Annotated in this window: 18 protein-coding genes; 4 read left to right on the top strand and 14 right to left on the bottom strand. The window is 71.1% G+C overall.

Annotated features, from left to right (window positions below):
* The 12 genes from ACI379_RS17355 to rimP form a co-directional block, all read right to left on the bottom strand.
* A partial coding sequence (locus ACI379_RS17355) for a M16 family metallopeptidase (RefSeq protein ID WP_439793394.1) occupies positions 1-835 on the bottom strand: 835 nt, incomplete at its 3' end.
* A complete protein-coding gene (locus ACI379_RS17350; RefSeq protein WP_439793393.1) occupies positions 832-3,045 on the bottom strand; it encodes a polyribonucleotide nucleotidyltransferase in 2,214 nt (737 codons plus the stop codon). The genes ACI379_RS17355 and ACI379_RS17350, both read right to left, overlap by 4 nt.
* Positions 3,046-3,358: 313 nt before the next feature.
* On the bottom strand, positions 3,359-3,634 hold the full coding sequence (gene rpsO / locus ACI379_RS17345; RefSeq protein ID WP_439793392.1) for a 30S ribosomal protein S15: 276 nt from the start codon (positions 3,632-3,634) through the stop codon (positions 3,359-3,361).
* A 143-nt stretch (positions 3,635-3,777) separates the two neighbouring features.
* On the bottom strand, positions 3,778-4,920 hold the full coding sequence (locus ACI379_RS17340) for a hypothetical protein (RefSeq protein ID WP_439793391.1): 1,143 nt from the start codon (positions 4,918-4,920) through the stop codon (positions 3,778-3,780).
* Positions 4,917-5,249: a PadR family transcriptional regulator gene (locus ACI379_RS17335; RefSeq protein ID WP_439793389.1), complete on the bottom strand. Its 333-nt coding sequence runs from the start codon at positions 5,247-5,249 to the stop codon at positions 4,917-4,919. Before ACI379_RS17335 ends, ACI379_RS17340 begins: the two co-directional genes overlap by 4 nt.
* A gap of 150 nt (positions 5,250-5,399) precedes the next feature.
* Positions 5,400-6,338 carry a bifunctional riboflavin kinase/FAD synthetase gene (locus tag ACI379_RS17330; RefSeq protein WP_439793388.1) on the bottom strand — a complete coding sequence of 313 codons (939 nt, stop codon included), beginning with the start codon at positions 6,336-6,338 and terminating at the stop codon, positions 5,400-5,402.
* A 21-nt stretch (positions 6,339-6,359) separates the two neighbouring features.
* Positions 6,360-7,238, bottom strand: a complete 879-nt coding sequence (gene truB / locus ACI379_RS17325) for a tRNA pseudouridine(55) synthase TruB (protein ID WP_439793387.1) — start codon at positions 7,236-7,238, stop codon at positions 6,360-6,362.
* Positions 7,238-7,708 (bottom strand): 30S ribosome-binding factor RbfA, encoded by a 471-nt coding sequence (rbfA, locus tag ACI379_RS17320; RefSeq protein ID WP_439793386.1) that lies wholly within the window; start codon positions 7,706-7,708, stop codon positions 7,238-7,240. The genes truB and rbfA overlap by 1 nt, the downstream gene beginning before the upstream one ends.
* 112 nt (positions 7,709-7,820) lie before the next feature.
* Positions 7,821-10,664 (bottom strand): translation initiation factor IF-2, encoded by a 2,844-nt coding sequence (infB, locus tag ACI379_RS17315; RefSeq protein WP_439793385.1) that lies wholly within the window; start codon positions 10,662-10,664, stop codon positions 7,821-7,823.
* A gap of 126 nt (positions 10,665-10,790) precedes the next feature.
* Positions 10,791-11,042, bottom strand: a complete 252-nt coding sequence (locus tag ACI379_RS17310) for a YlxR family protein (RefSeq protein ID WP_439793395.1) — start codon at positions 11,040-11,042, stop codon at positions 10,791-10,793.
* A 115-nt stretch (positions 11,043-11,157) separates the two neighbouring features.
* Positions 11,158-12,144 (bottom strand): transcription termination factor NusA, encoded by a 987-nt coding sequence (gene nusA / locus ACI379_RS17305; RefSeq protein ID WP_439793384.1) that lies wholly within the window; start codon positions 12,142-12,144, stop codon positions 11,158-11,160.
* Complete coding sequence (gene rimP, locus ACI379_RS17300; protein ID WP_439793383.1) at positions 12,144-12,644, bottom strand: ribosome maturation factor RimP; 501 nt, start codon at positions 12,642-12,644, stop codon at positions 12,144-12,146. Before rimP ends, nusA begins: the two co-directional genes overlap by 1 nt.
* 87 nt (positions 12,645-12,731) lie before the next feature.
* Between rimP and ACI379_RS17295 the strand changes: the two genes are divergently transcribed.
* Together ACI379_RS17295 and ACI379_RS17290 are read left to right on the top strand one after the other, a co-directional pair.
* Positions 12,732-13,295 carry a hypothetical protein gene (locus tag ACI379_RS17295; RefSeq protein ID WP_439793382.1) on the top strand — a complete coding sequence of 188 codons (564 nt, stop codon included), beginning with the start codon at positions 12,732-12,734 and terminating at the stop codon, positions 13,293-13,295.
* Entirely contained in the window at positions 13,292-13,717 is a 426-nt protein-coding gene (locus tag ACI379_RS17290; protein ID WP_439793381.1) for a DUF4439 domain-containing protein, read from the top strand. The genes ACI379_RS17295 and ACI379_RS17290 overlap by 4 nt, the downstream gene beginning before the upstream one ends.
* A gap of 344 nt (positions 13,718-14,061) precedes the next feature.
* Here the strand turns inward: ACI379_RS17290 and ACI379_RS17285 are convergent, their stop codons facing one another.
* Complete coding sequence (locus ACI379_RS17285; protein WP_439793380.1) at positions 14,062-15,837, bottom strand: proline--tRNA ligase; 1,776 nt, start codon at positions 15,835-15,837, stop codon at positions 14,062-14,064.
* Positions 15,838-16,024: 187 nt separating this feature from the next.
* Here ACI379_RS17285 and ACI379_RS17280 point away from each other — a divergent pair, with 187 nt between their 5' ends.
* Together ACI379_RS17280 and ACI379_RS17275 are read left to right on the top strand one after the other, a co-directional pair.
* Positions 16,025-17,023: a hypothetical protein gene (locus tag ACI379_RS17280; protein WP_439793379.1), complete on the top strand. Its 999-nt coding sequence runs from the start codon at positions 16,025-16,027 to the stop codon at positions 17,021-17,023.
* 53 nt (positions 17,024-17,076) lie between these two features.
* Entirely contained in the window at positions 17,077-18,069 is a 993-nt protein-coding gene (locus ACI379_RS17275; RefSeq protein WP_439793378.1) for a hypothetical protein, read from the top strand.
* 4 nt (positions 18,070-18,073) lie between these two features.
* Here ACI379_RS17275 and ACI379_RS17270 read toward each other — a convergent pair whose 3' ends face one another.
* Positions 18,074-18,922 (bottom strand): GNAT family N-acetyltransferase, encoded by an 849-nt coding sequence (locus ACI379_RS17270; protein WP_439793377.1) that lies wholly within the window; start codon positions 18,920-18,922, stop codon positions 18,074-18,076.
* Between the last annotated feature and the right edge of the window lie 227 nt (positions 18,923-19,149).

The following is a 19,149-nucleotide window of genomic DNA, read 5'->3' as shown; positions in this document are numbered from 1 at the left end:
CGATGACCCCCGGATGCACGGGGCGGAGCCGCTCACTGGTCCGGGGCGGCAGGGGCACCGCCTGGACGTCGGCGAGGAAGCTCTTGCGTGCGAACGCCTGCCGGACCAGACGCACGACGGCGTTGTGGTCGATGTTGCCGGCCACGGCGACCGCCATGTTCTCGGCGCGGTAGTGGCGTCGGTAGAAGCGGACGATCTGGTCGCGCGTCAGGTCGGTGATCGAGTCGGTGGTCCCGGCGATCGGCCGTCCCAGCGGGGAGTCCCCCCAGGCCTGCTCGGCGAAGAGGTTGTGCACGACGTCGTCGGGATCGTCGTCGTGCATGGCGATCTCGTCGAGGATGACGTCGCGCTCGGCCTCCACGTCCTCGGCGGTGATCGTGGAGGCGGTGATCATGTCCCCCAGCACGTCGACCGCCATCGGCAGGTCCTCGTCCAGCACGCGCGCGTGGAAGACGGTGTAGTCCTTCGCGGTGAACGCGTTGAACTCACCGCCCACGGCGTCGAGCGCGACGGAGATGTCGAGTGCGCTGCGCTCGTCGGTGCCCTTGAACAACAGGTGCTCGAGGAAGTGCGAGCAGCCGTGCAGCTGGGGCTGCTCGTCCCGCGACCCCACGTTGACCCAGACCCCGACGCTGGCCGAGCGGGTGCCCGCCATCTGCTCGGTGATCACGCGCAGTCCGCCCGGCAGGACGGTACGGCGCACCCTGGAGGTCACCTGCCCGGCGGCGTCGGTGACGGTCTGCAGGGTGCGGGTGGTGCCGACCTTCTGGGCAAAGGCCGACCGGCCGGCAGAAGACTGCCGGCCGGTCGACTTCACGCTGGTGGAGAGAGTCACTCGGACTCGGCCTCCGCGGCCTCCTCGGTCTCCTCGACCACGGGGACCAGCGACAGCTTGCCGCGGTCGTCGATCTCGCCGATCTGGACCTGGACCTTCTGGCCCACGGACAGGACGTCCTCGACGGCCTCGACGCGCTTGCCGCCGGCGAGGGCACGCAGCTTGCTGATGTGCAGCAGGCCGTCCTTGCCGGGCATGAGGGAGACGAACGCACCGAAGTTGGTCGTCTTGACGACCGTGCCCAGGTAGCGCTCGCCGACCTCCGGCATCGTCGGGTTGGCGATGGCGTTGATCGCGGCCTTGGCGGCCTCGGCGGCGGAACCGCTCGTGGCGCCGATGTAGACCGTGCCGTCGTCCTCGATGGAGATCGAGGCGCCGGTGTCGTCCTGCAGCTGGTTGATGATCTTGCCCTTGGGCCCGATGACCTCGCCGATCTTGTCGACGGGCACCTTGACGGTGATGATCCGCGGGGCGAACTCCGACATCTCCTCCGGAGCGTCGATCGCCTCGGCCATCACGTCGAGGATCGCCAGGCGCGCGTCGCGAGCCTGGGTCAGGGCGCCGGCCAGGACCTCGGCCGGGATGCCGTCGAGCTTGGTGTCGAGCTGCAGCGCGGTGACGAACTCGCGGGTGCCGGCGACCTTGAAGTCCATGTCGCCGAAGGCGTCCTCGGCACCGAGGATGTCGGTCAGCGCGACGTACTCGGTCTTGCCGTCGACCTCGTCGGAGATCAGGCCCATCGCGATGCCCGCGACGGAGGCCTTCAGCGGCACACCGGCCTGCAGCAGCGACAGGGTCGAGGCGCAGACCGAGCCCATCGAGGTGGAGCCGTTGGAGCCCATCGCCTCGGAGAGCTGGCGCAGGGCGTACGGGAACTCCTCGCGGCTCGGCAGCACCGGCAGCAGGGCGCGGCGCGCCAGGGCGCCGTGACCGACCTCGCGGCGCTTGGGCGAGCCCACGCGACCGGTCTCGCCGGTGGAGAACGGCGGGAAGACGTACTTGTGCATGTACCGGCGGTGCTTCTCCGGCGACAGCGTGTCGAGCTGCTGCTCCATCTTGAGCATGTCGAGGGTGGTGACGCCCAGGATCTGGGTCTCGCCACGCTCGAACAGCGCGGAGCCGTGGACGCGCGGGATCACGCCGACCTCGGCGTGCAGCGGGCGGATGTCCGCCAGGCCACGGCCGTCGATGCGGATCTTGTCGCGCAGGACGCGCTGGCGCACGAGCGCCTTGTTGAGGGAGCGGTACGCGGCACCGATCTCCTTCTCGCGACCCTCGAACTGGGCGCCGATCTTCTCGACCAGCTCAGCCTTGATCTCGTCGAGGCGCTCCTCGCGCTCCTGCTTGCCAGCGATCGTGAGCGCGGCAGCGGTGTCGGCCGAGACGGCGGCCTCGACGGCGGCGTACACGTCGTCCTCGTAGTCGAGGAAGATCGGGAACTCCTGGACCGGCTTGGCAGCGGTCTTGGCGAGCTCGACCTGGGCCTCGACGAGCTGCTTGATGAAGGGCTTGGCGGCCTCGAGACCGCCGGCGACGACCTCCTCGGTGGGCGCCGTGGCGCCGCCGCGGATCAGCTCGATGGTCTGCTCGGTGGCCTCGGCCTCGACCATCATGATGGCGACGTCACCGGTCTCGGTGACGCGGCCGGCGACGACCATGTCGAAGACGGCGCTCTCGAGCTGCTCGTGGGTCGGGAACGCGACCCACTGGCCGTCGATCAGGGCGACGCGGGTGCCGCCGACCGGGCCGGAGAACGGCAGGCCGGAGAGCTGGGTCGACATCGACGCGGCGTTGATCGCCAGCACGTCGTACGGCTGGTTGGGGTCGAGGGCCATCACGGTGATGACGACCTGGACCTCGTTGCGCAGACCCTTCTTGAAGGTCGGGCGCAGCGGGCGGTCGATGAGGCGGCAGGTGAGGATCGCGTCCTCGCCCGGGCGACCCTCGGAACGGAAGAACGAGCCGGGGATCTGACCCACGGCGTACATGCGCTCCTCGACGTCGATGGTCAGGGGGAAGAAGTCGAAGTGGTCCTTCGGCTGCTTCGAGGCGGTGGTCGCCGACAGGAGCATGGTCTCGTCGTCGAGGTAGGCCGTCACGGAACCGGCGGCCTGGCGCGCCAGCAGGCCGGTCTCGAACTTGACCGTGCGCTTGCCGAACTTGCCGTTGTCGAGAACGGTCTCGACAGCGGAGATGATGGGTTCACTCATGGAAGTGGAGCCCTGCTTTCTCTTCGCGGAGCGATCCGCGGCGTCGCACCTCGTCGAGGCGGACTTCGAAGGCCCGCGTTGGGGAGGCCGGTCTTCGATCGAGGCCCGCGGGGGCGGCGTGTGCCGTACGTCCCGAAGGCCACTACCGAGGACCGGGCCGGACGTGCGGGTCGCTCCTGGTGTGGTGTCAATTCAGTTGTGGGACCGAGCCTAGCGCGGTCGTGACCCAATGTCGTTTCGGCGCGTCCGGCCGTGCACGTCGGGTCAATGGCAAAGGAGCGGCCCCCGTGACCGGGGACCGCTCCTCACGCAATCAGCGACGCAGGCCGAGGCGCTCGATGATCGAGCGGTAGCGCTCGATCTCCGACTTCTGCAGGTAGTTCAGAAGGCGGCGGCGCTGGCCGACCAGCAGCAGCAGGCCACGACGGCTGTGGTGGTCGTGCTTGTGCTGCTTGAGGTGCTCGGTCAGGTGCGAGATGCGGTGGCTCAGCAGAGCGATCTGCACCTCGGGCGAACCGGTGTCACCCTCGGTCGTGGCGTACTCGGCGATGATCTTCTTCTTGGTCTCCGCGTCAAGTCCGATCGACATAACGGGCTCCTTTCGGTTCGTTGCGCGGCGCGCCGGGGCACATCCACCCGGGCACTACAAGTCCGCGGCCGTTACACGGCAACCGGGCAAGGCTACCAACGCCGCGCCCCGGTGCCCCAATCGGCAACCGGGGCGCAGCACCGTCACTGCGCCTGAGGGCCCGCCCCGCCGCGCTCGCGCCGACGGTCGGCCTTTCCGTCACCCTTGCCGTCGTTCGCGTCGGCGGGCTCCTCCTCGGCGACCGCGTCCTGCTCCGCGGGCACCAGCGGGTGCGTCACGCCGGGCACCGTGGTGCGGTCGAAGACGGGGAACCCGGGCGGCTCCTCCCCGTCGTACGCGTCGTCGCGGACCTCGCCGCGCGAGTCACCACGCTGCAGGCGCTCGGCCTGAGGGAAGACGTTCCAGCGCGCCACGTCGCCGAGGTACCAGGGGTAGGCGGTCGTACGGTGCCCGGGGGCGTACGCGTCGTTGCAGTCCACGTCGACGGCACGTCCTGCCTGGTCGAAGAGCTGGACCGCCGCGAGCTGGTTGCCCTCGGCGTCGAACGGCTGGAGGTTGCAGACCCGGCGGCCGTCGAGCCACAACCCGTCGCTGTCCCCCGATCCCAAGCTCCCGTTCACCCCGTCCTCGTAGCCGTCCCAGTAGGTGCGGTCGTACGCGTCCAGCGCGAGGGCTGGCGCCACCACGAGCGCCAGCGCATTGACCGCCAGCAGCACGAGCCGTGCAGCCAGGGCGTTGCGGGCCGGCCACATGCGGCGCGTCCCGACCATGACGGAGAGCACCCCGGCCACCACGAGGATCAGCACCCCCAGCCCGACCGAACCGGTGGGCAGGAACTCGGGCCCGGTGGAACCGCGCCACCAGATGTTGACCAGGGCCACCAGGGCCCACGCCCGCACCAGCCACCAGACCGGGCGCAGCACGCGCACGACGTCCGCCATGCCCCAGGGAAGAAGGTCGAGGGCGTGGAGCGCCAGGCCGCGGGCCCGGTCCAGCCACGCCTCGACCGTGGCGGCGACGGGCACCGCGCCACTGACCCCGCGTCGCGTACGACCGGGCTCGGGCAGGCCGGCAGCGGACCGCAGCTCACGGGCGTAGACGGCGGGGTCCCCCAGCGCCTGCGGCCCGTGGTCCGCGACGAGCTCGGAGACGTCGGCCTCGAGGCCGCCCAGGAGCTCCTCGCGCTCCTCGGGGTCGAGGTCGGAGAAGGCGTCACGGACCGAGGCGACGAAGGCCTCGACCTCCGGACGGACGTCGAGCCGGATCGTGTCGTGGATGTCGTTCATGCCAGGACCCCCTTGGTCGTCAGCAGGTTGTCGAGCGCGGAGGTGAAGGCGACCCAGTCGGCCCCCTGCTCCTTGAGCTGGGCACGTCCGGCCGTGGTGATGCCGTAGTACTTGCGGTGCGGGCCGGAGTCGGAGGCCACCACGTAGCTGGTCAACGCTCCCCCGGCGTACAGGCGGCGCAGGGTCCCGTAGACGGACGCGTCGCCGACGGCGTCGAGCCCCGCCTCGCGCAAGCGGCGCACGACGTCGTAGCCGTAGCCGTCCTCGTCCGCGACCACCGCGAGGACCGCGAGGTCGAGCACTCCCTTGAGGAGCTGTGTCTGATCCATGCACGGCACACTACTCTGCATCGCGCAGTAGTGCGGACAGGAGGAGTGCTCAGCGTGTCGCACGCCCTCCCCCACCAACGCCCGGGCCCCGTCAACGACGAGGCCCCCACGGCCGAGGCGGTCGCGGGGGCCCTGACGAGGCGGAGCGGGTCAGAGACCGAGGATCTCCCGGGTGCGCCGCACGTCGTCGTGCATCGTCTCGATCAGCTTCTCGATGCCCTCGAAGGCCACCATGCCGCGCAGACGCTCGATGAACGCCACCTCGACCTCGACGCCGTACAGCTCGAGGTCGTCGCGGTCCAGGACGTACGACTCCACACGGCGCTCACGCTCACCCGCGAACGTGGGGTTGGTCCCCACCGAGATCGCGGCGGGGAAGCGCTCCTGGGTGTCCAGGCGCGTCAGCCAGCCGGCGTACACGCCGTCGGCGGGGGCGGCCTCATCGGCCGGGGTGGGCACGTTGGCGGTCGGGAAACCCAGGTCCCGGCCGCGCTGGTCGCCGCGGATCACGACCCCGCTGACGGTGAACGGGCGGTCCAGCGCCTCGGCGGCACCGGCCACGTCCCCGGTGGCCAGGCAGTGCCTGACGTACGTGGAGCTCCAGACCTGGGGACCACCGTCGAGGGCCACGCCCTCGACCTCGATGCCGTGCTCGGCACCCAGCGTGGTCAGGGTCGCCACGTCACCCGCCGCGAGCCGGCCGAAGCGGAAGTTGGCCCCGACGACGACGGCGACCGCGTGCAGGGTCTCGCGCACGATGCGGTCGAAGAACTCCTGCGGGGTCCACCCCGCGATCGCGCGGTCGAACGGGACGACCAGGACCGCGTCGACGCCGGCCTCCTCCAGGAGCTGCGCACGGTGGCGGATCGAGGTGAGCGTCGGCGGAGCGTGGTCGGGACGCAGCACCGCGATGGGGTGCGGGTCGAACGTGACCGCCACGACCCTGTCGGCACCGAGACGCTCAGCGGTGCTGCGCGCCTGGCGCAGCACGTGCCGGTGACCGCGGTGCACGCCGTCGAAGTTGCCGATGGTGACCACCGCGCTGCCGAGGTCTGCGGGGACTTGCTCCACGGAACGCCAAATCTGCACGGGTGAATGGTACGGCGTGGCTCAGCCGACGAAGACGGCGACCGGTTTCGCGATCCCCGCGGAAGCCGCGTAGAGCGCCAGGAACTCCCCGTCGGGGGCGAAGACGGCGTGCTCACCCTCACCTGGCAGTGTCAGGTCCAGGGGGCGCCCGAAGCGCACCTGGGCCGCCTGCTCCTCGTCGAGGTCGACGGCGGGGAACGTGGCCCGGGCAGCCTCGGCGATCGGCACCAGCGTGAAGGTCTCGGCGAGCTCGTCCAACGTGTGTGCGGAGTCGAGGTCGAAAGCGCCCACCGCCGTGCGCCGCAGTGCCGTGAGGTGGCCACCCACCCCGAGGGCCTCCCCCAGGTCGCGCGCGATGGCACGGATGTAGGTCCCGCTCGAGCAGCGCACCGAGATCCGGACCTCGGGCAGGGCGACGTCGTGCACGACGATCTCGTGGACGGTCACGGGTCGGGCCTTGAGCTCGACCTGCTCGCCGTCGCGGACCCGGGCGTAGGCCCGCTTGCCGTCGACCTTGATCGCCGACACCGCCGTGGGGACCTGGAGGATGTCCCCGACGAACTGCTCCAGGGCGATCCGCACGCGCGCCTCCTCGAGCCCCGCCAGAGCCTCCGGGTCGGCGGTACGCACGACCTCGCCCTCCGCGTCGTCGGTGGTGGTGACGGTGCCGAGCAGGATGGTGGCGTCGTACGCCTTCTCGGTCAGCATCAGGTGCCCCAGCAGCCGTGTCGCGCGACCCACGCCCAGCACGAGGACGCCGGTGGCCATGGGGTCGAGCGTGCCGGCGTGACCCACCTTGCGGGTGCCGGCCAGCCGGCGCACCCGCGCGACGACGCCGTGCGAGGTCATCTCACCGGGCTTGTCGACGACGACCATCCCGGCGGGAGGGAGGGACGACATCAGTCGTCGAGGTCCTCGTCGTCCGCGTCGAGGTCCTCGTCAAGGTCGTCCTCGTCCTCGCGGGGCTTCTTGTACGGGTCCTCCTCGCCGGCGTACGTCTCGACGCGGGCCGCGGCGACGGCCTCGTCCTGGGCCTTGGCCCGGGCGAGGACGTCCTCGAGGTGGCGCGCGGTCTCGGGGAGCGCGTCCGCGATGAAGGTCAGGGAGGGGACGTGCCGCATGCCGAGCTGCTTGCCGACCTCGGAGCGGATGAGCCCCTTGGCGGACTCCAGGGCAGCGGCCGTGGAGTCGAGGTCGCTGTTGTCGCCCAGGACGGTGTAGAAGATCGTGGCCTGCTGGGTGTCACCGGTGACCCGCACGTCGGTGACGGTCACGAAGCCCAGGCGCGGGTCCTTGATCCGTCGCTCGAGCATCTCCGCAACGATGACCTGGATGCGGTCGGCGATCTTGCGTACGCGGGGGCTGGCCATGGTTCTCGTTCCTCACCGCCCGGCCGGTGTTCGGCGGGCACTTGTTGTCCTGGGGTGGAGCCAACGGAGCCCGGGCCCCCGCAGAAGCGGGGGCCCGGGCACCTGTCGTGCGTCAGGAGCGCGGGATCTCCCGCATCTCGAACGACTCGACGATGTCGCCGATCTTGATGTCCTGGAAGTTCTTCAGGACCAGACCACACTCGAAGCCCTCGCGGACCTCCGCAGCGTCGTCCTTCTCGCGGCGCAGCGAGGCGAGGTCGAGGTTGTCGGCCACCACGGCGCCGTCGCGCAGCACGCGAACCTTGGCGTTGCGGCGGAGGACACCGTCGATGACCATGCAGCCCGCGATGTTTCCGGCCTTGGAGGAACGGAAGATCTCGCGGATCTCGGCCTGGCCCAGGCGGGCCTCCTCGTACTCGGGCTTGAGCATGCCCTTGAGCGCCGCCTCGATCTCCTCGATCGCCTGGTAGATGACCGAGTAGTAGCGGATCTCGACACCCTCGCGGTCCGCCATCTCGGTCGCCTTGCCCTGCGGGCGGACGTTGAAGCCGATGATGATGGCGTCGGAGGCAGCAGCCAGGTCGACGTTGGTCTCGGTGATCGCGCCGACACCACGGTCGATGACCCGGATGCCGACCTCGTCGCCGACGTCGATCTTGGCCAGGGCGTCCTCGAGGGCCTCGACCGAACCGGACACGTCGCCCTTGAGGATGAGGTTGAGCTCCTGGCTCTCGCCCTTCTCCATGGAGGCCATGAAGTCCTCGAGGCTGCGACGCACGCGACGCTTGGCCTGCATGGCCGCACGCTCACGGGCCTCACGCTTCTCGGCGATCTGGCGGGCCATGCGGTCGTCCTCGACCACGATGAAGTTCTGGCCGGCACCCGGCACAGCCGAGAGACCCAGAACCATGGCCGGACGGGACGGGGTCGCCTCGGCGATCTCGTTGCCGTGCTCGTCGATCATCGCGCGGACACGACCGAAGGCCGGACCGGCCACGATCGAGTCACCCACCCGCAGGGTGCCTCGCTGGACCAGCACCGTGGCGACCGGACCGCGACCGCGGTCCAGGTGCGCCTCGACGACGAGACCCTGGGCGTTCTGGTTCGGGTTGGCACGCAGGTCGAGCGCCGCGTCGGCCGTCAGGACGACCGCCTCGAGCAGCTTGTCCAGGTGCAGACCAGCCTTGGCCGACACGTCGACGAACATCGCGTCGCCGCCGTACTCCTCGGGGACCAGACCGTACTCGGAGAGCTGTCCACGGACCTTGGTCGGGTCGGCGGTCTCCTTGTCGATCTTGTTGACCGCGACCACGATCGGCACGCCGGCGGCCTTGGCGTGGTTGAGCGCCTCCACCGTCTGCGGCATGACGCCGTCGTCGGCCGCGACCACGAGGATCGCGATGTCGGTCGCCTGGGCACCACGGGCACGCATGGCCGTGAAGGCCTCGTGACCGGGGGTGTCGATGAGGGTGATGGGACGCTCGTTGCCGTCCACCTCGGTGGTGACCTGGTAGGCACCGATGTGCTGGGTGATGCCGCCGGCCTCGCCCGCCACGACGTTGGCGTTGCGCAGCGCGTCGAGGAGGCGGGTCTTTCCGTGGTCGACGTGACCCATGACGGTCACGACCGGCGGACGCACCGCGAGGTCGTCCTCGTCGCCCTCGTCAGAGCCGAACTCCAGGTCGAAGGACTCGAGCAGCTCGCGGTCCTCGTCCTCCGGGGAGACGACGGAGACCACGTAGTTGAGCTCCTCACCGAGCAGCTCGAAGGTCTCGTCGCCCACCGACTGGGTGGCCGTCACCATCTCGCCGAGCGAGAACAGCATCTGCACCAGGGCGGCGGGGTCGACGTTGATCTTCTCCGCGAAGTCCGTCAGCGAGGAACCACGGGCCAGACGCACGGTCTCGCCGTTGCCCTTGCGGACGCGCACGCCGCCGATGGTCGGGGCCTCCATGGCCTCGAACTCCTGGCGACGGGCCCGCTTGGACTTGCGACCACGGCGCGAGGGACCACCCGGGCGGCCGAAGGCACCCTGGGTCTGACCGCGCTGGCCGGGACGACCGCCACCACCGGGGCGACCGCCACCGGGGAAACCGCTGCCGGGAGCGCCGCCACCGGGACGACCGGGAGCGCCACCGCCGCCACCGGCACCGGGACGACCGGGAGCGCCACCACGACCACCGGGGCCGGGACGACCCGCACCGGGACCGCCGGGACGGGCCGGACGGGCGCCGGGGCCGGTGCCGAACGCAGCCGGAGACTTGGGCATCATCGCCGGGTTGGGGCGAGGCATGCCGGGACGGCCCTGGCCGCCACCCTCACGCGCGGCCGGGGGCCGCGGCGGACGCTGGTCGCCAGCCTGACCGCCAGCGGCCGGCGGGCCGGGACGGCGTCCCATGCCCTGGCTGGAGGCGAACGGGTTGTTGCCGGGGCGCGGGGCACCGGGCTTGCCGACGGGACGCGGGCCGGGCGACGCCGGACGCGGCGCCGCGGAGGACCCACCCGCTGCGGGAGCGGGCTTGGCGGCCGGGGCCGGCTTGGCCGCGGGAGCGGCCTTGGCCGCAGGTGCGGCGGGTGCGGGGGCCTGAGGTGCCGGCTCGGCGGGCGCCTCGGGCGCTGCCGGCTCGGCCTCGACCTTGGGCTTGGGGGCCGGGCGGGGTCCGGGACGCGGACCGGGCTTGGACGACGCCGCGGGGGCCGGTGCGGCGGGCTCAGCGGCCGCCTTCTTGGCCGGTGCGGCAGCGGCGGGTGCCGGGGACTCCGGCGCGGCAGCACCGGACGCGCCGGCTGCCTTCAGCTCGTCGCCGAACTGCTTCTTGAAACGCATCTCGACGGGGGGCTCGACGGTCGACGACGCCGACTTGACGAACTCCCCCATCTCCTTGAGCTTCTCGAGAACGAACTTGCTCTCGACTCCGAACTCCTTGGCGAGTTCGTGGACTCGGGTCTTGGCCACGTTAGAACGCTGCTCCTTCTGGCCCGAGTCCTTGAGGACGGATCGGACCGTTAGTGGTGGTGCTGGCTCATCGGTAAGTACTCATCGAGTGCTCATGAGCTGCTGCTCCAGTTTCTGGTCGGTCAATCACGGTGAATGGATGAGCGGAAGGCGGTCGGTCAACGCCTGGGTGTCGAGTGCCTCCCCGGCACGAAGTGCCCGGTTCAGCGCTCGCCGCCTGATGGCGTTGTCGACGCACTCGGGCGTGGGGTGGACGTACGCCCCACGACCCGGCGCCGTGGCACCGGCGTCTGGCAGCACGGCCTTGCGGCCCTGCTGGTCGACTCCGGCGACCACACGCAACAGATCGCTCTTGGCGGCTCGTACCCGGCATCCCACACAGGTCCGAACGGGACCTGTGTGCCCCTGCAGGGCATGGGAATTCGTCGTGCGAGCCACCGGCTCAAGCCTACCCCGTCGCCGTTCGGATCACGAACCGGCACCCGGGGGCGGCTCAGGCCTGGTCCTGCGCCGGCTTCTCCTCGTCGGAACGGATGTCGATGCGCCATCCGGTCAGGCGCGCGGCCAGGCGGGCGTTCTGCCCCTCCTTGCCGATCGCCAGCGACAGCTGGAAGTCGGGGACGACGACCCGGCAGGCCCGGGCGGCGGCGTCGACGATGGTGACCGAGGTCACGCGAGCCGGCGACAGGGCGTGGGCGACGAGCTCGGCCGGGTCCTCGGACCAGTCCACGATGTCGATCTTCTCGCCGTGCAGCTCTGCCATCACGTTGCGCACGCGCTGGCCCATCGGACCGATGCACGCACCCTTGGCGTTGACGCCCTGGACGGAGGAGGTGACGGCGATCTTCGTACGGTGTCCCGCCTCGCGCGCGATGCCGGCGATCTCGACGGTGCCGTCGGCGATCTCGGGGACCTCGAGCGCGAACAGCTTGCGGACCAGGTTGGGGTGCGTGCGCGAGAGGGTGATCTGGGGGCCGCGCATGCCCTTGCGCACGGAGACGACGAGGCACTTGATGCGCTCGCCGTGCTTGTACTCCTCGCCGGGGACGCGCTCGGAGACCGGCAGCAGCGCCTCGATCTTGCCGAGGTCGACCATCACGTCGTCGGGGTTGCGACCCTGCTGGATCACGCCCGAGATGATGTCGCCCTCGCGGCCCGAGAACTCGCCGAACTTGATCTCGTCCTCGGCGTCGCGCAGGCGCTGCAGGATCACCTGCTTGGCGGTCGTGGCCGCGATGCGCCCGAAGTCCGCGGGGGTGTCGTCGTACTCGGCGAGAGCGTTGCCCTCGGCGTCGGTCTCGGTGGCGAGCACCGCGACGTGGCCGGACTTGCGGTCCAGCGTGACCCGCGCGCGCGACTGGGCGCCCGGGGTCTTGTGGTAGGCGGTGAGCAACGCCTGCTCGATCGCCTCGACGAGCACGTCGAAGGAGATCTCCTTCTCCCGCTCGAGCGTGCGCAGGATCGCGAGGTCGATGTCCATCAGTCGTTGTCCTCCTCCGGGAAGGCCCCGGGCTTGCGGTTGAACTCGATCTGCACCAGCGCCTTGGCCACGTCGGCGTACGGGAGCTCACGCTGCTCACCGTCCACGTCGAGCGTGACCGCGTCGTCGCCGGCGGCGACGATCCGGCCGGTGACCTGACCCTCCTCGACCAGGGTCACCTTGACCAGGCGGTCGATGTTGCGTCGCCAGTGCCGCTCGAGCACGAGCGGGCGGTCGACCCCGCGGGAGGTGACCTCCAGCGTGTAGGGCATCTCCCCCATCACGTCGCTGCCGTCGAGGACCTCGGAGACGGCACGCGTGGCCTCGGCCACGTCGTCCATGCTCACTCCGCCGTCCTTGTCGACGGCGACCCGCAGCACGCGGCGCTTGCCTGCAGGCGTCAGCTCGACGGCCTCCAGGTCGAGGCCGAGCGCAGCCAGGGGGTCGACGAGCTCTTCTGACACGCGCTCTCTCGTGGCATCACTACGGTTGCTGCTCACGGTCACGACCTCCTCTGTGCTGTTGTACCCCTCCACCCTAACGGCTGCCACCGACGACGCCGAAGCCCCGGCGATAGGGTTTCGGCCATGCCCGCCCCACGACACGTCGATCCGTCACCCGGTACGCCGCGTCGACTCCTCCCCCGACGTCGTGTCGCTCTCACCGGTGGCCTGCTGGCCGTCGGCTCGACCGTCGGTCTGGGCGGATGCTGGATCGACCCGGACGCCCCGGCAACCACCGGCACGACGCCGACCCGACCCACCTCCACGCACGGCTCCGACCTCGAGGTGGTGCGCTCCGTGGTCGCGCAGATCGACGACGTGCGGACGCAGATCTCCGCACTGGGTGCGCCCCTGCCGGCCTCGGTCACGGCGCTGCTCGCCATCCACGACGCGCACCGCGAGGTCCTGGTCGCGGCACTGGGCGACGACGGAGAGACGCAGACCGCCGCGCCCGAGGTCTCCGGCGCCCCCGCGACGCCCTCCGCGGCCTCGATGAGCCGCCTGCGCCGTTCCGAGGCCCGCCTGCAGCGCGAGCTCACCGCGGCCACCGGCCAGGTGTCGTCGGGCGACCTGGCCCGGGTCCTGGCCAGCGCGACGGCGGGCGTGGCGCAGGGCGCCTCGCTCCTGGGCGGGGAGGCTGCGCAGTGAGCGTGCTGGAGGCGTTGCAGGAGGCGCTCGCGGCCGAGCACGCGGCCGTCTTCACCCTGGCGACCGTGGGCGCCAGGACCTCGGCCTCGACCCAGCCGGTCCTCCAGGCGCTGCTGCAGGAGGCCTACCGGCAGCACCGCACCCAGCGCGACCAGCTGCGGCTCCTCGTGTCGGACGAGGGCGGCGAACCGGTGGCGGCGCTCGCCGCGTACGAGGTGACCGCCCCGACCAGTGCGGCGGAGGTCCGTCGCGCGGCCATCGGGATCGAGACGGCCTGCACGCAGACGTACGCGAGCGTGGTGGCGCGGACCAGCGGCGACGAGCGCGCCTGGGCCCTGTCGGCCCTGACCTGGTCGGCAGCGCTGCTCGTACGGCTCGGCGATGCCCCGACCGCCTGGCCCGGAGCCCCCGAGCTCGCCTGAGCCGCGCCAACGGGCTGCCGGGGCCGACGACAGCCCCGGTCCGGAACGCCACCCGGAACAGGAACGGCCCGCGTCCTCAGGTCCGTTGAGGGAGTCCCGAGATCTCCCCCAGCTGAACGAGGACGCGGGCCGCACCATGGGGATTGGTCAGCATCACCCTGTGGCGGTCCGTGGGGTGACCGGCCACATGAAGAATCATGGCGAGGCCGTGCACGAATTGCCAGACTCTGCACCTCGCAAGTTCTTGCGTTGCATGAACCTGCAGAGAACCTACTGGCGAGAAACGTGCGAGACCCGCCCCGGCTGGCAGCCGGGACGGGTCTCGAGGAGAGTTCGGAACGACCTCAGCCACGCACCTCGGCGAGCACGCGGTCGGCCGCCTCGTCGACAGCGACCTCGGTGCGCTCACCCGTACGACGGTCCTTGATCTCCAGAACGCCCTCAGCCAGGCCACGGCCCACGGTGACGATGGTCGGGACCCCGATGAGCTCGGCGTCCTTGAACTTCACGCCGGGACTCACCTTGCCCGTGCGGTCGTCCAGGAGAACGGTCAGTCCACGCTCCTGCAGCCCGGCAGCCAGAGCCTCCGCGGCGTCCAGGAGCGCCTGGTCCTTGCCCGCCGCCACCACGTGGACGTCGGCCGGCGCGACCTCGCGCGGCCAGCACAGGCCGATCTCGTCGATCGTGTTCTCGGCGATCGCCGCCACGGCACGCGAGACGCCGATGCCGTACGACCCCATCGTGACCGTGACCAGCTTGCCGTTCTCGTCGAGGACCTTCAGGTCGAGCGCCTCGGCGTACTTGGTGCCGAGCTGGAAGATGTGCCCCATCTCGATGCCGCGCGCCGTGGCCAGGGTGCCGTCCTCGCACGCCGGGCACTCGTCGCCCTCGCGGACCTCGGCGGCCTCGATCGTCCCGTCGGGCGTGAAGTCGCGCCCGGCGACCAGGTCGAGGACGTGCTGGCCGTCCACGTTGGCGCCCGTCACCCAGGCCGAACCCGTGACGACACGGGGGTCCACCAGGTAGCGGATGCCCGACGCCGACTCCTCACCGAGCACCTCCGGGCCGATGTAGCCCTTGACCAGGGCCGGGTGCTTGCGCAGCTCCTCGTCGGTCATGGGCTCGACCTCGATCGGCTCGAGCTGGCCCTCGAGGCGCTTCAGGTCGACCTCACGGTCACCCGGGAGGCCGATCGCGAGCGGCTCGGTGGTGCCGTCGGGGTGCTTGAGGAGCACCAGGACGTTCTTGAGGGTGTCGGCAGCCGTCCACCCCTGCTCACGGCCGTGAGCCGCGTTGAGGTGGGAGACCAGCGTGTCGATGGTCGGCGTGGCCGGGGTGTCCTCGGCGTGCGCGGCCGGCAGCCCCTCGAGGCTGCGGGCGGCGGGCGCCCGTACGCTCACGGCCTCGACGTTGGCGGCGTAGTCGCAGTGCGAGCAGGACACGTAGGTGTCCTCACCGACATCGGCCTTCGCCAGGAACTCCTCCGACGCGGACCCGCCCATCGCGCCCGAGGTGGCGCGGACGATCACGTACTCGAAGCCGAGACGGTCGAAGATCTTGATGTACGCGGCGCGGTGCGTCGCGTAGCTGGCCTCGAGGCCCTCGTGGCTCACGTCGAAGGAGTAGGAGTCCTTCATCACGAACTCGCGCCCGCGGAGCAGGCCGGCACGGGGCCGTGCCTCGTCGCGGTACTTGGTCTGGATCTGGTAGATCGACAGCGGCAGGTCCTTGTACGAGGAGTACAGGTCCTTGACCGTGAGGGTGAACATCTCCTCGTGCGTGGGGCCGAGGAGGTAGTCGGCGTCCTTGCGGTCCTTGAGACGGAAGATGTTGTCGCCGTACTCCTCCCACCGGCCGGTGGCCTCGTACGGGTCCTTGGGCAGCAGCGCCGGGAAGCTGAGCTCCTGCGCGCCGGAGGCGTCCATCTCGGAGCGCACGATCTCCTCGATCCGGCGCAGCACGCGCAGGCCCAGCGGCAGCCAGGTGTAGATGCCCGGAGCTGCGCGGCGGATGTACCCCGCACGGACCAGGAGCTTGTGGCTCGGGACCTCGGCGTCCGACGGGTCGTCGCGAAGCGTACGGACGAACAGGGACGACATCCTCAGAATCTGGCCACTCATGGGGGCAAGGATAGGTGTGCCGACGCGCTGGTCACGACACCGGCGCCACGTGGACCGGAAGACCTCCGGCGGGGCCATCGCCGGGGCCCACGATCCCTAGCAACCAAACGCCCGCCTGCGGCGTCACAAGAGGCAGGAATCGCCAGCACCCGCCACCGCCAGCAGCGCCAACCTCTCGGGAGAAGTCATGAGCAGAACCATCCGCACGACCACGGTGGCTGTCATCGCTGCCACGGCCCTGACCGCCGGCGTTCTGGCCGGCACCCCTGCGTACGCAGGTCCCGACAGCCGACGCACGACTCCCGCCCGCGAGGCCACTGCTCCCATCTCGGCCTTCCCCGGTGCGCTCGAAGCGGGCCAGCGCACCCATCGCCCCTTCCACGCCGGCCGACGCTTCATCACGCAGCACCACACCGTCACCCGTCCCGGCCCGGGGCTCCACCTGGGCGCCTCCTACCGGGGGCACCTGCTGTGGGAGACCGGGCGCGTGGTGCGCGTCGGCCCCCGCGGCGGGGTCAGCACCCTGGTGAAGGGAGGGGCCAACTACTACGTGCTCTCGACGCAGGGCGAGACCCTGTACGAGCACCGCACCCGACCTGACGGGCGGACCGTGGTGGTCGCCCGTTCGGCCCGGACGGGCAGGGAGCTTGCCCGACGCGCGTTCAGCGCCACCACCGGCATCCTCGCCGGGTCCGAGCAGGACCTGCTCGTCACCGACATCGAGGACGGCCCCACCCGCTGGTGGCAGTGGGCCACCGACGAGGTCAGCACCCTGTCCCAGCACAGCGCCTACAAGGCGGACCTGCGCTCCTCCCGCGTCGCCCTGCGCGTCCCCGGGGAGTCCGGCTCCGGCTACTGCACCGAGGTCATCGCCCTCAAGGACCCCGCGTCTGCGCAGTGGAGCTCGTGCACGCACGAGGTCCACGCCTTCTCGCCCGACGGCCACCGGATGCTGACCGCGCCCGGCACCGGTTCGGACGACGAGGGCCCCTCCGTCCTGACCCTGCGCACGGACGACAAGGAGCTGGCGCGCTACCGAAGCGGCTGGTTCGGTCGCGTCCTGTGGGAGGGCGGCGGCCGGCCCGTGATCCAGACCAGCAAGGGCGGGCGCACCACCCTGGCCCGGTGCACGCCCGACGGCTGCCGACGGGCCGCACCGGTGTGGAAGACCCTGCTCTTCCCGTGACACCTCACCAGCCGACCTGTGCCCCACGCACCGACCCACCCAGGGGGAGAACCATGAACAACCGACGACTTGCGGCCGTGCTGGCCGCGGGCACCCTGACGGCCACCATGCTGGCCACGGGCGCCCCCGCTGCGGCGCCCACGGTGCCCGTCACCCGCATCCAACCCGCCCAGCTCGACCGCGGTGACGACCCGGCCGTCCCGTACGTGCAGGGCGCCTGGTTCGTCGACGGCGACACCCGCGTCAAGGTCGGCCGCAACGCGGTCCTGGTCGGACCGGCGGGCGACGACCACGTCGTCGCCGTCCCCGGCAAGCAGGGGCGGGCCAAGGGCAGCCGGCTCCTGCGGGTCTCCCCCGACGGCACCCTCACCCTCCTGCGGCGCAACCTCGCCGTGTGGGACATGGTCGTCTCCACCGACGGATCGAGGATCTTCCACGCCCGCCTCACCGCAGCGCGCCCCGGCAAGCTGCGCACCCGGTTCCGCGCCATCGACGCCAGCACCGGCGCCGTCCTGGCCGACCGCACGTTCACCGGGTCCCCGAAGCTGCTCGGCGCCACACGGACGAAGGTCTACTTCGGCGAGTGGAGGAAGGGCACCTTCACCACCAACGCACGTGGCGCCCGACGCACCCAGCTCGCCAAGCTCCAGGGAGGGATCGTCGACCTGCAGCACGGCCTGCTCGGCGGCTACACCGGTGACCCCTACCGCAACGGCTGCTTCAAGGTGGTCAAGCTGGACAGGCCCGGCCGCACCCTGTGGAAGTCGTGCTCCGAGCGGGTCGAGGAGTTCAACACCGACGGCACCGGGTTCGCGACCGTCCACATCCTCTCCGACGGCATCGGCCCCTCCGAGGTGTACACCCGCACCCTGGATGGCACCCTCACCGCCCGCTACCGCACCTCGTGGTTCGGCGAGATCCGGTACGAGTCCCCCGCGACCGTCCTGCTCGAGGCCAACGGCCGACGCAAGAGCGCCCTGGTCCGGTGCACCACCACCGCGTGCGAGAACGCCACCGACCCCGTCGACGTGCCGCAGAACCCGTGACGCGTCAGAACATCAGCGTCGCCATCACGGCGGTCTGGACGAACCCGACCCGTGCGTACGCCGCGCGGGCGGGCTCGTTGAACTCGTTGACGTAGAGCGACACCGTCGGCGCGATCCGGGCCCTGACCAGCTCGACCACCGCAGCCATGCCGGAGACCGCCAGCCCCTCGCCCCGACGGTCAGGACGCACCCACACGCCCTGGACCTGGGCAGCGTACGGCGTCGCGCAGGCCACCTCGGCCTTGAACACGACGCGGCCCACCTCGTCGAAGCTGGCGAACGACCACCCGCGGGTGATCAGCTGCTGCACCCGGGCCCGGTACAGGTCGGCGTGCCCGCCCAACTCCGGGGAGACGCCCACCTCCTCGGTGTACATCGCCACGCACGCCGGGTAGAGGGCGTCGAAGTCGGCTCGCGTCGTCACCCGGACCGACCCGTCGCCAGCCACGGCCGGCGAGGCGTCCAGCACCAGGTGGGGCTGCACCCAGCGCGCCTCCCGCGGGGTGCCGTACGCGGGCGCGACCTCGTCCCACAGGGCCCGCACGATCTCGCGCGGGCCCACGATGGTGCCGGTCTGCTGCACCCGGCGCAGCGCCGGGGAGGCGAACGCGCGGGCATCGTCCGGAGTGCACTCCACCGGCACCATGTTGGCGCCCATGTGCATCCCCGCCACGAGCTCGTCGCCGTCGAAACGACCCCACACCTGACCGCCGAGCCAGCGCTCGTCCAGATTGGTCAGACGGGCCCGGTAGTCGGCGAAGACGTTGAGGACCGGGTCGCGCTCGGCCAGCGCCACGAACTGGTCACGGTCGGCAGGGCCAAGCACACGCACCTGTCCCCGCTCACCGATCACGACCGGGAGCCTATCGCCGCACGGACGTCGCCCCGAGCCGGTCCACCGCTGGGTGGGCCAGCGACACGTCAGCCAGCGGTGACCGTCGGCCCAGCGCCCTCGACCGGCTCCACTCCCTCTGGTCGCCGGCCCGAGGGCTGCGAACCGTCTCAGCCAGCCGTGACCGTCGGCTCAGCGCCCTCGACCGGCTCCACTCCCTCTGGTCGCCGGCCCGAGGGCTGCGAACC

Origin of the sequence: Nocardioides sp. (assembly GCF_051876515.1) — a bacterium.
In the GTDB taxonomy this organism is placed as follows: domain Bacteria; phylum Actinomycetota; class Actinomycetes; order Propionibacteriales; family Nocardioidaceae; genus Nocardioides.
The sequence above is the reverse complement of the archived record's forward strand: the minus strand, read 5'-3'. Positions and strand labels throughout refer to the sequence as shown.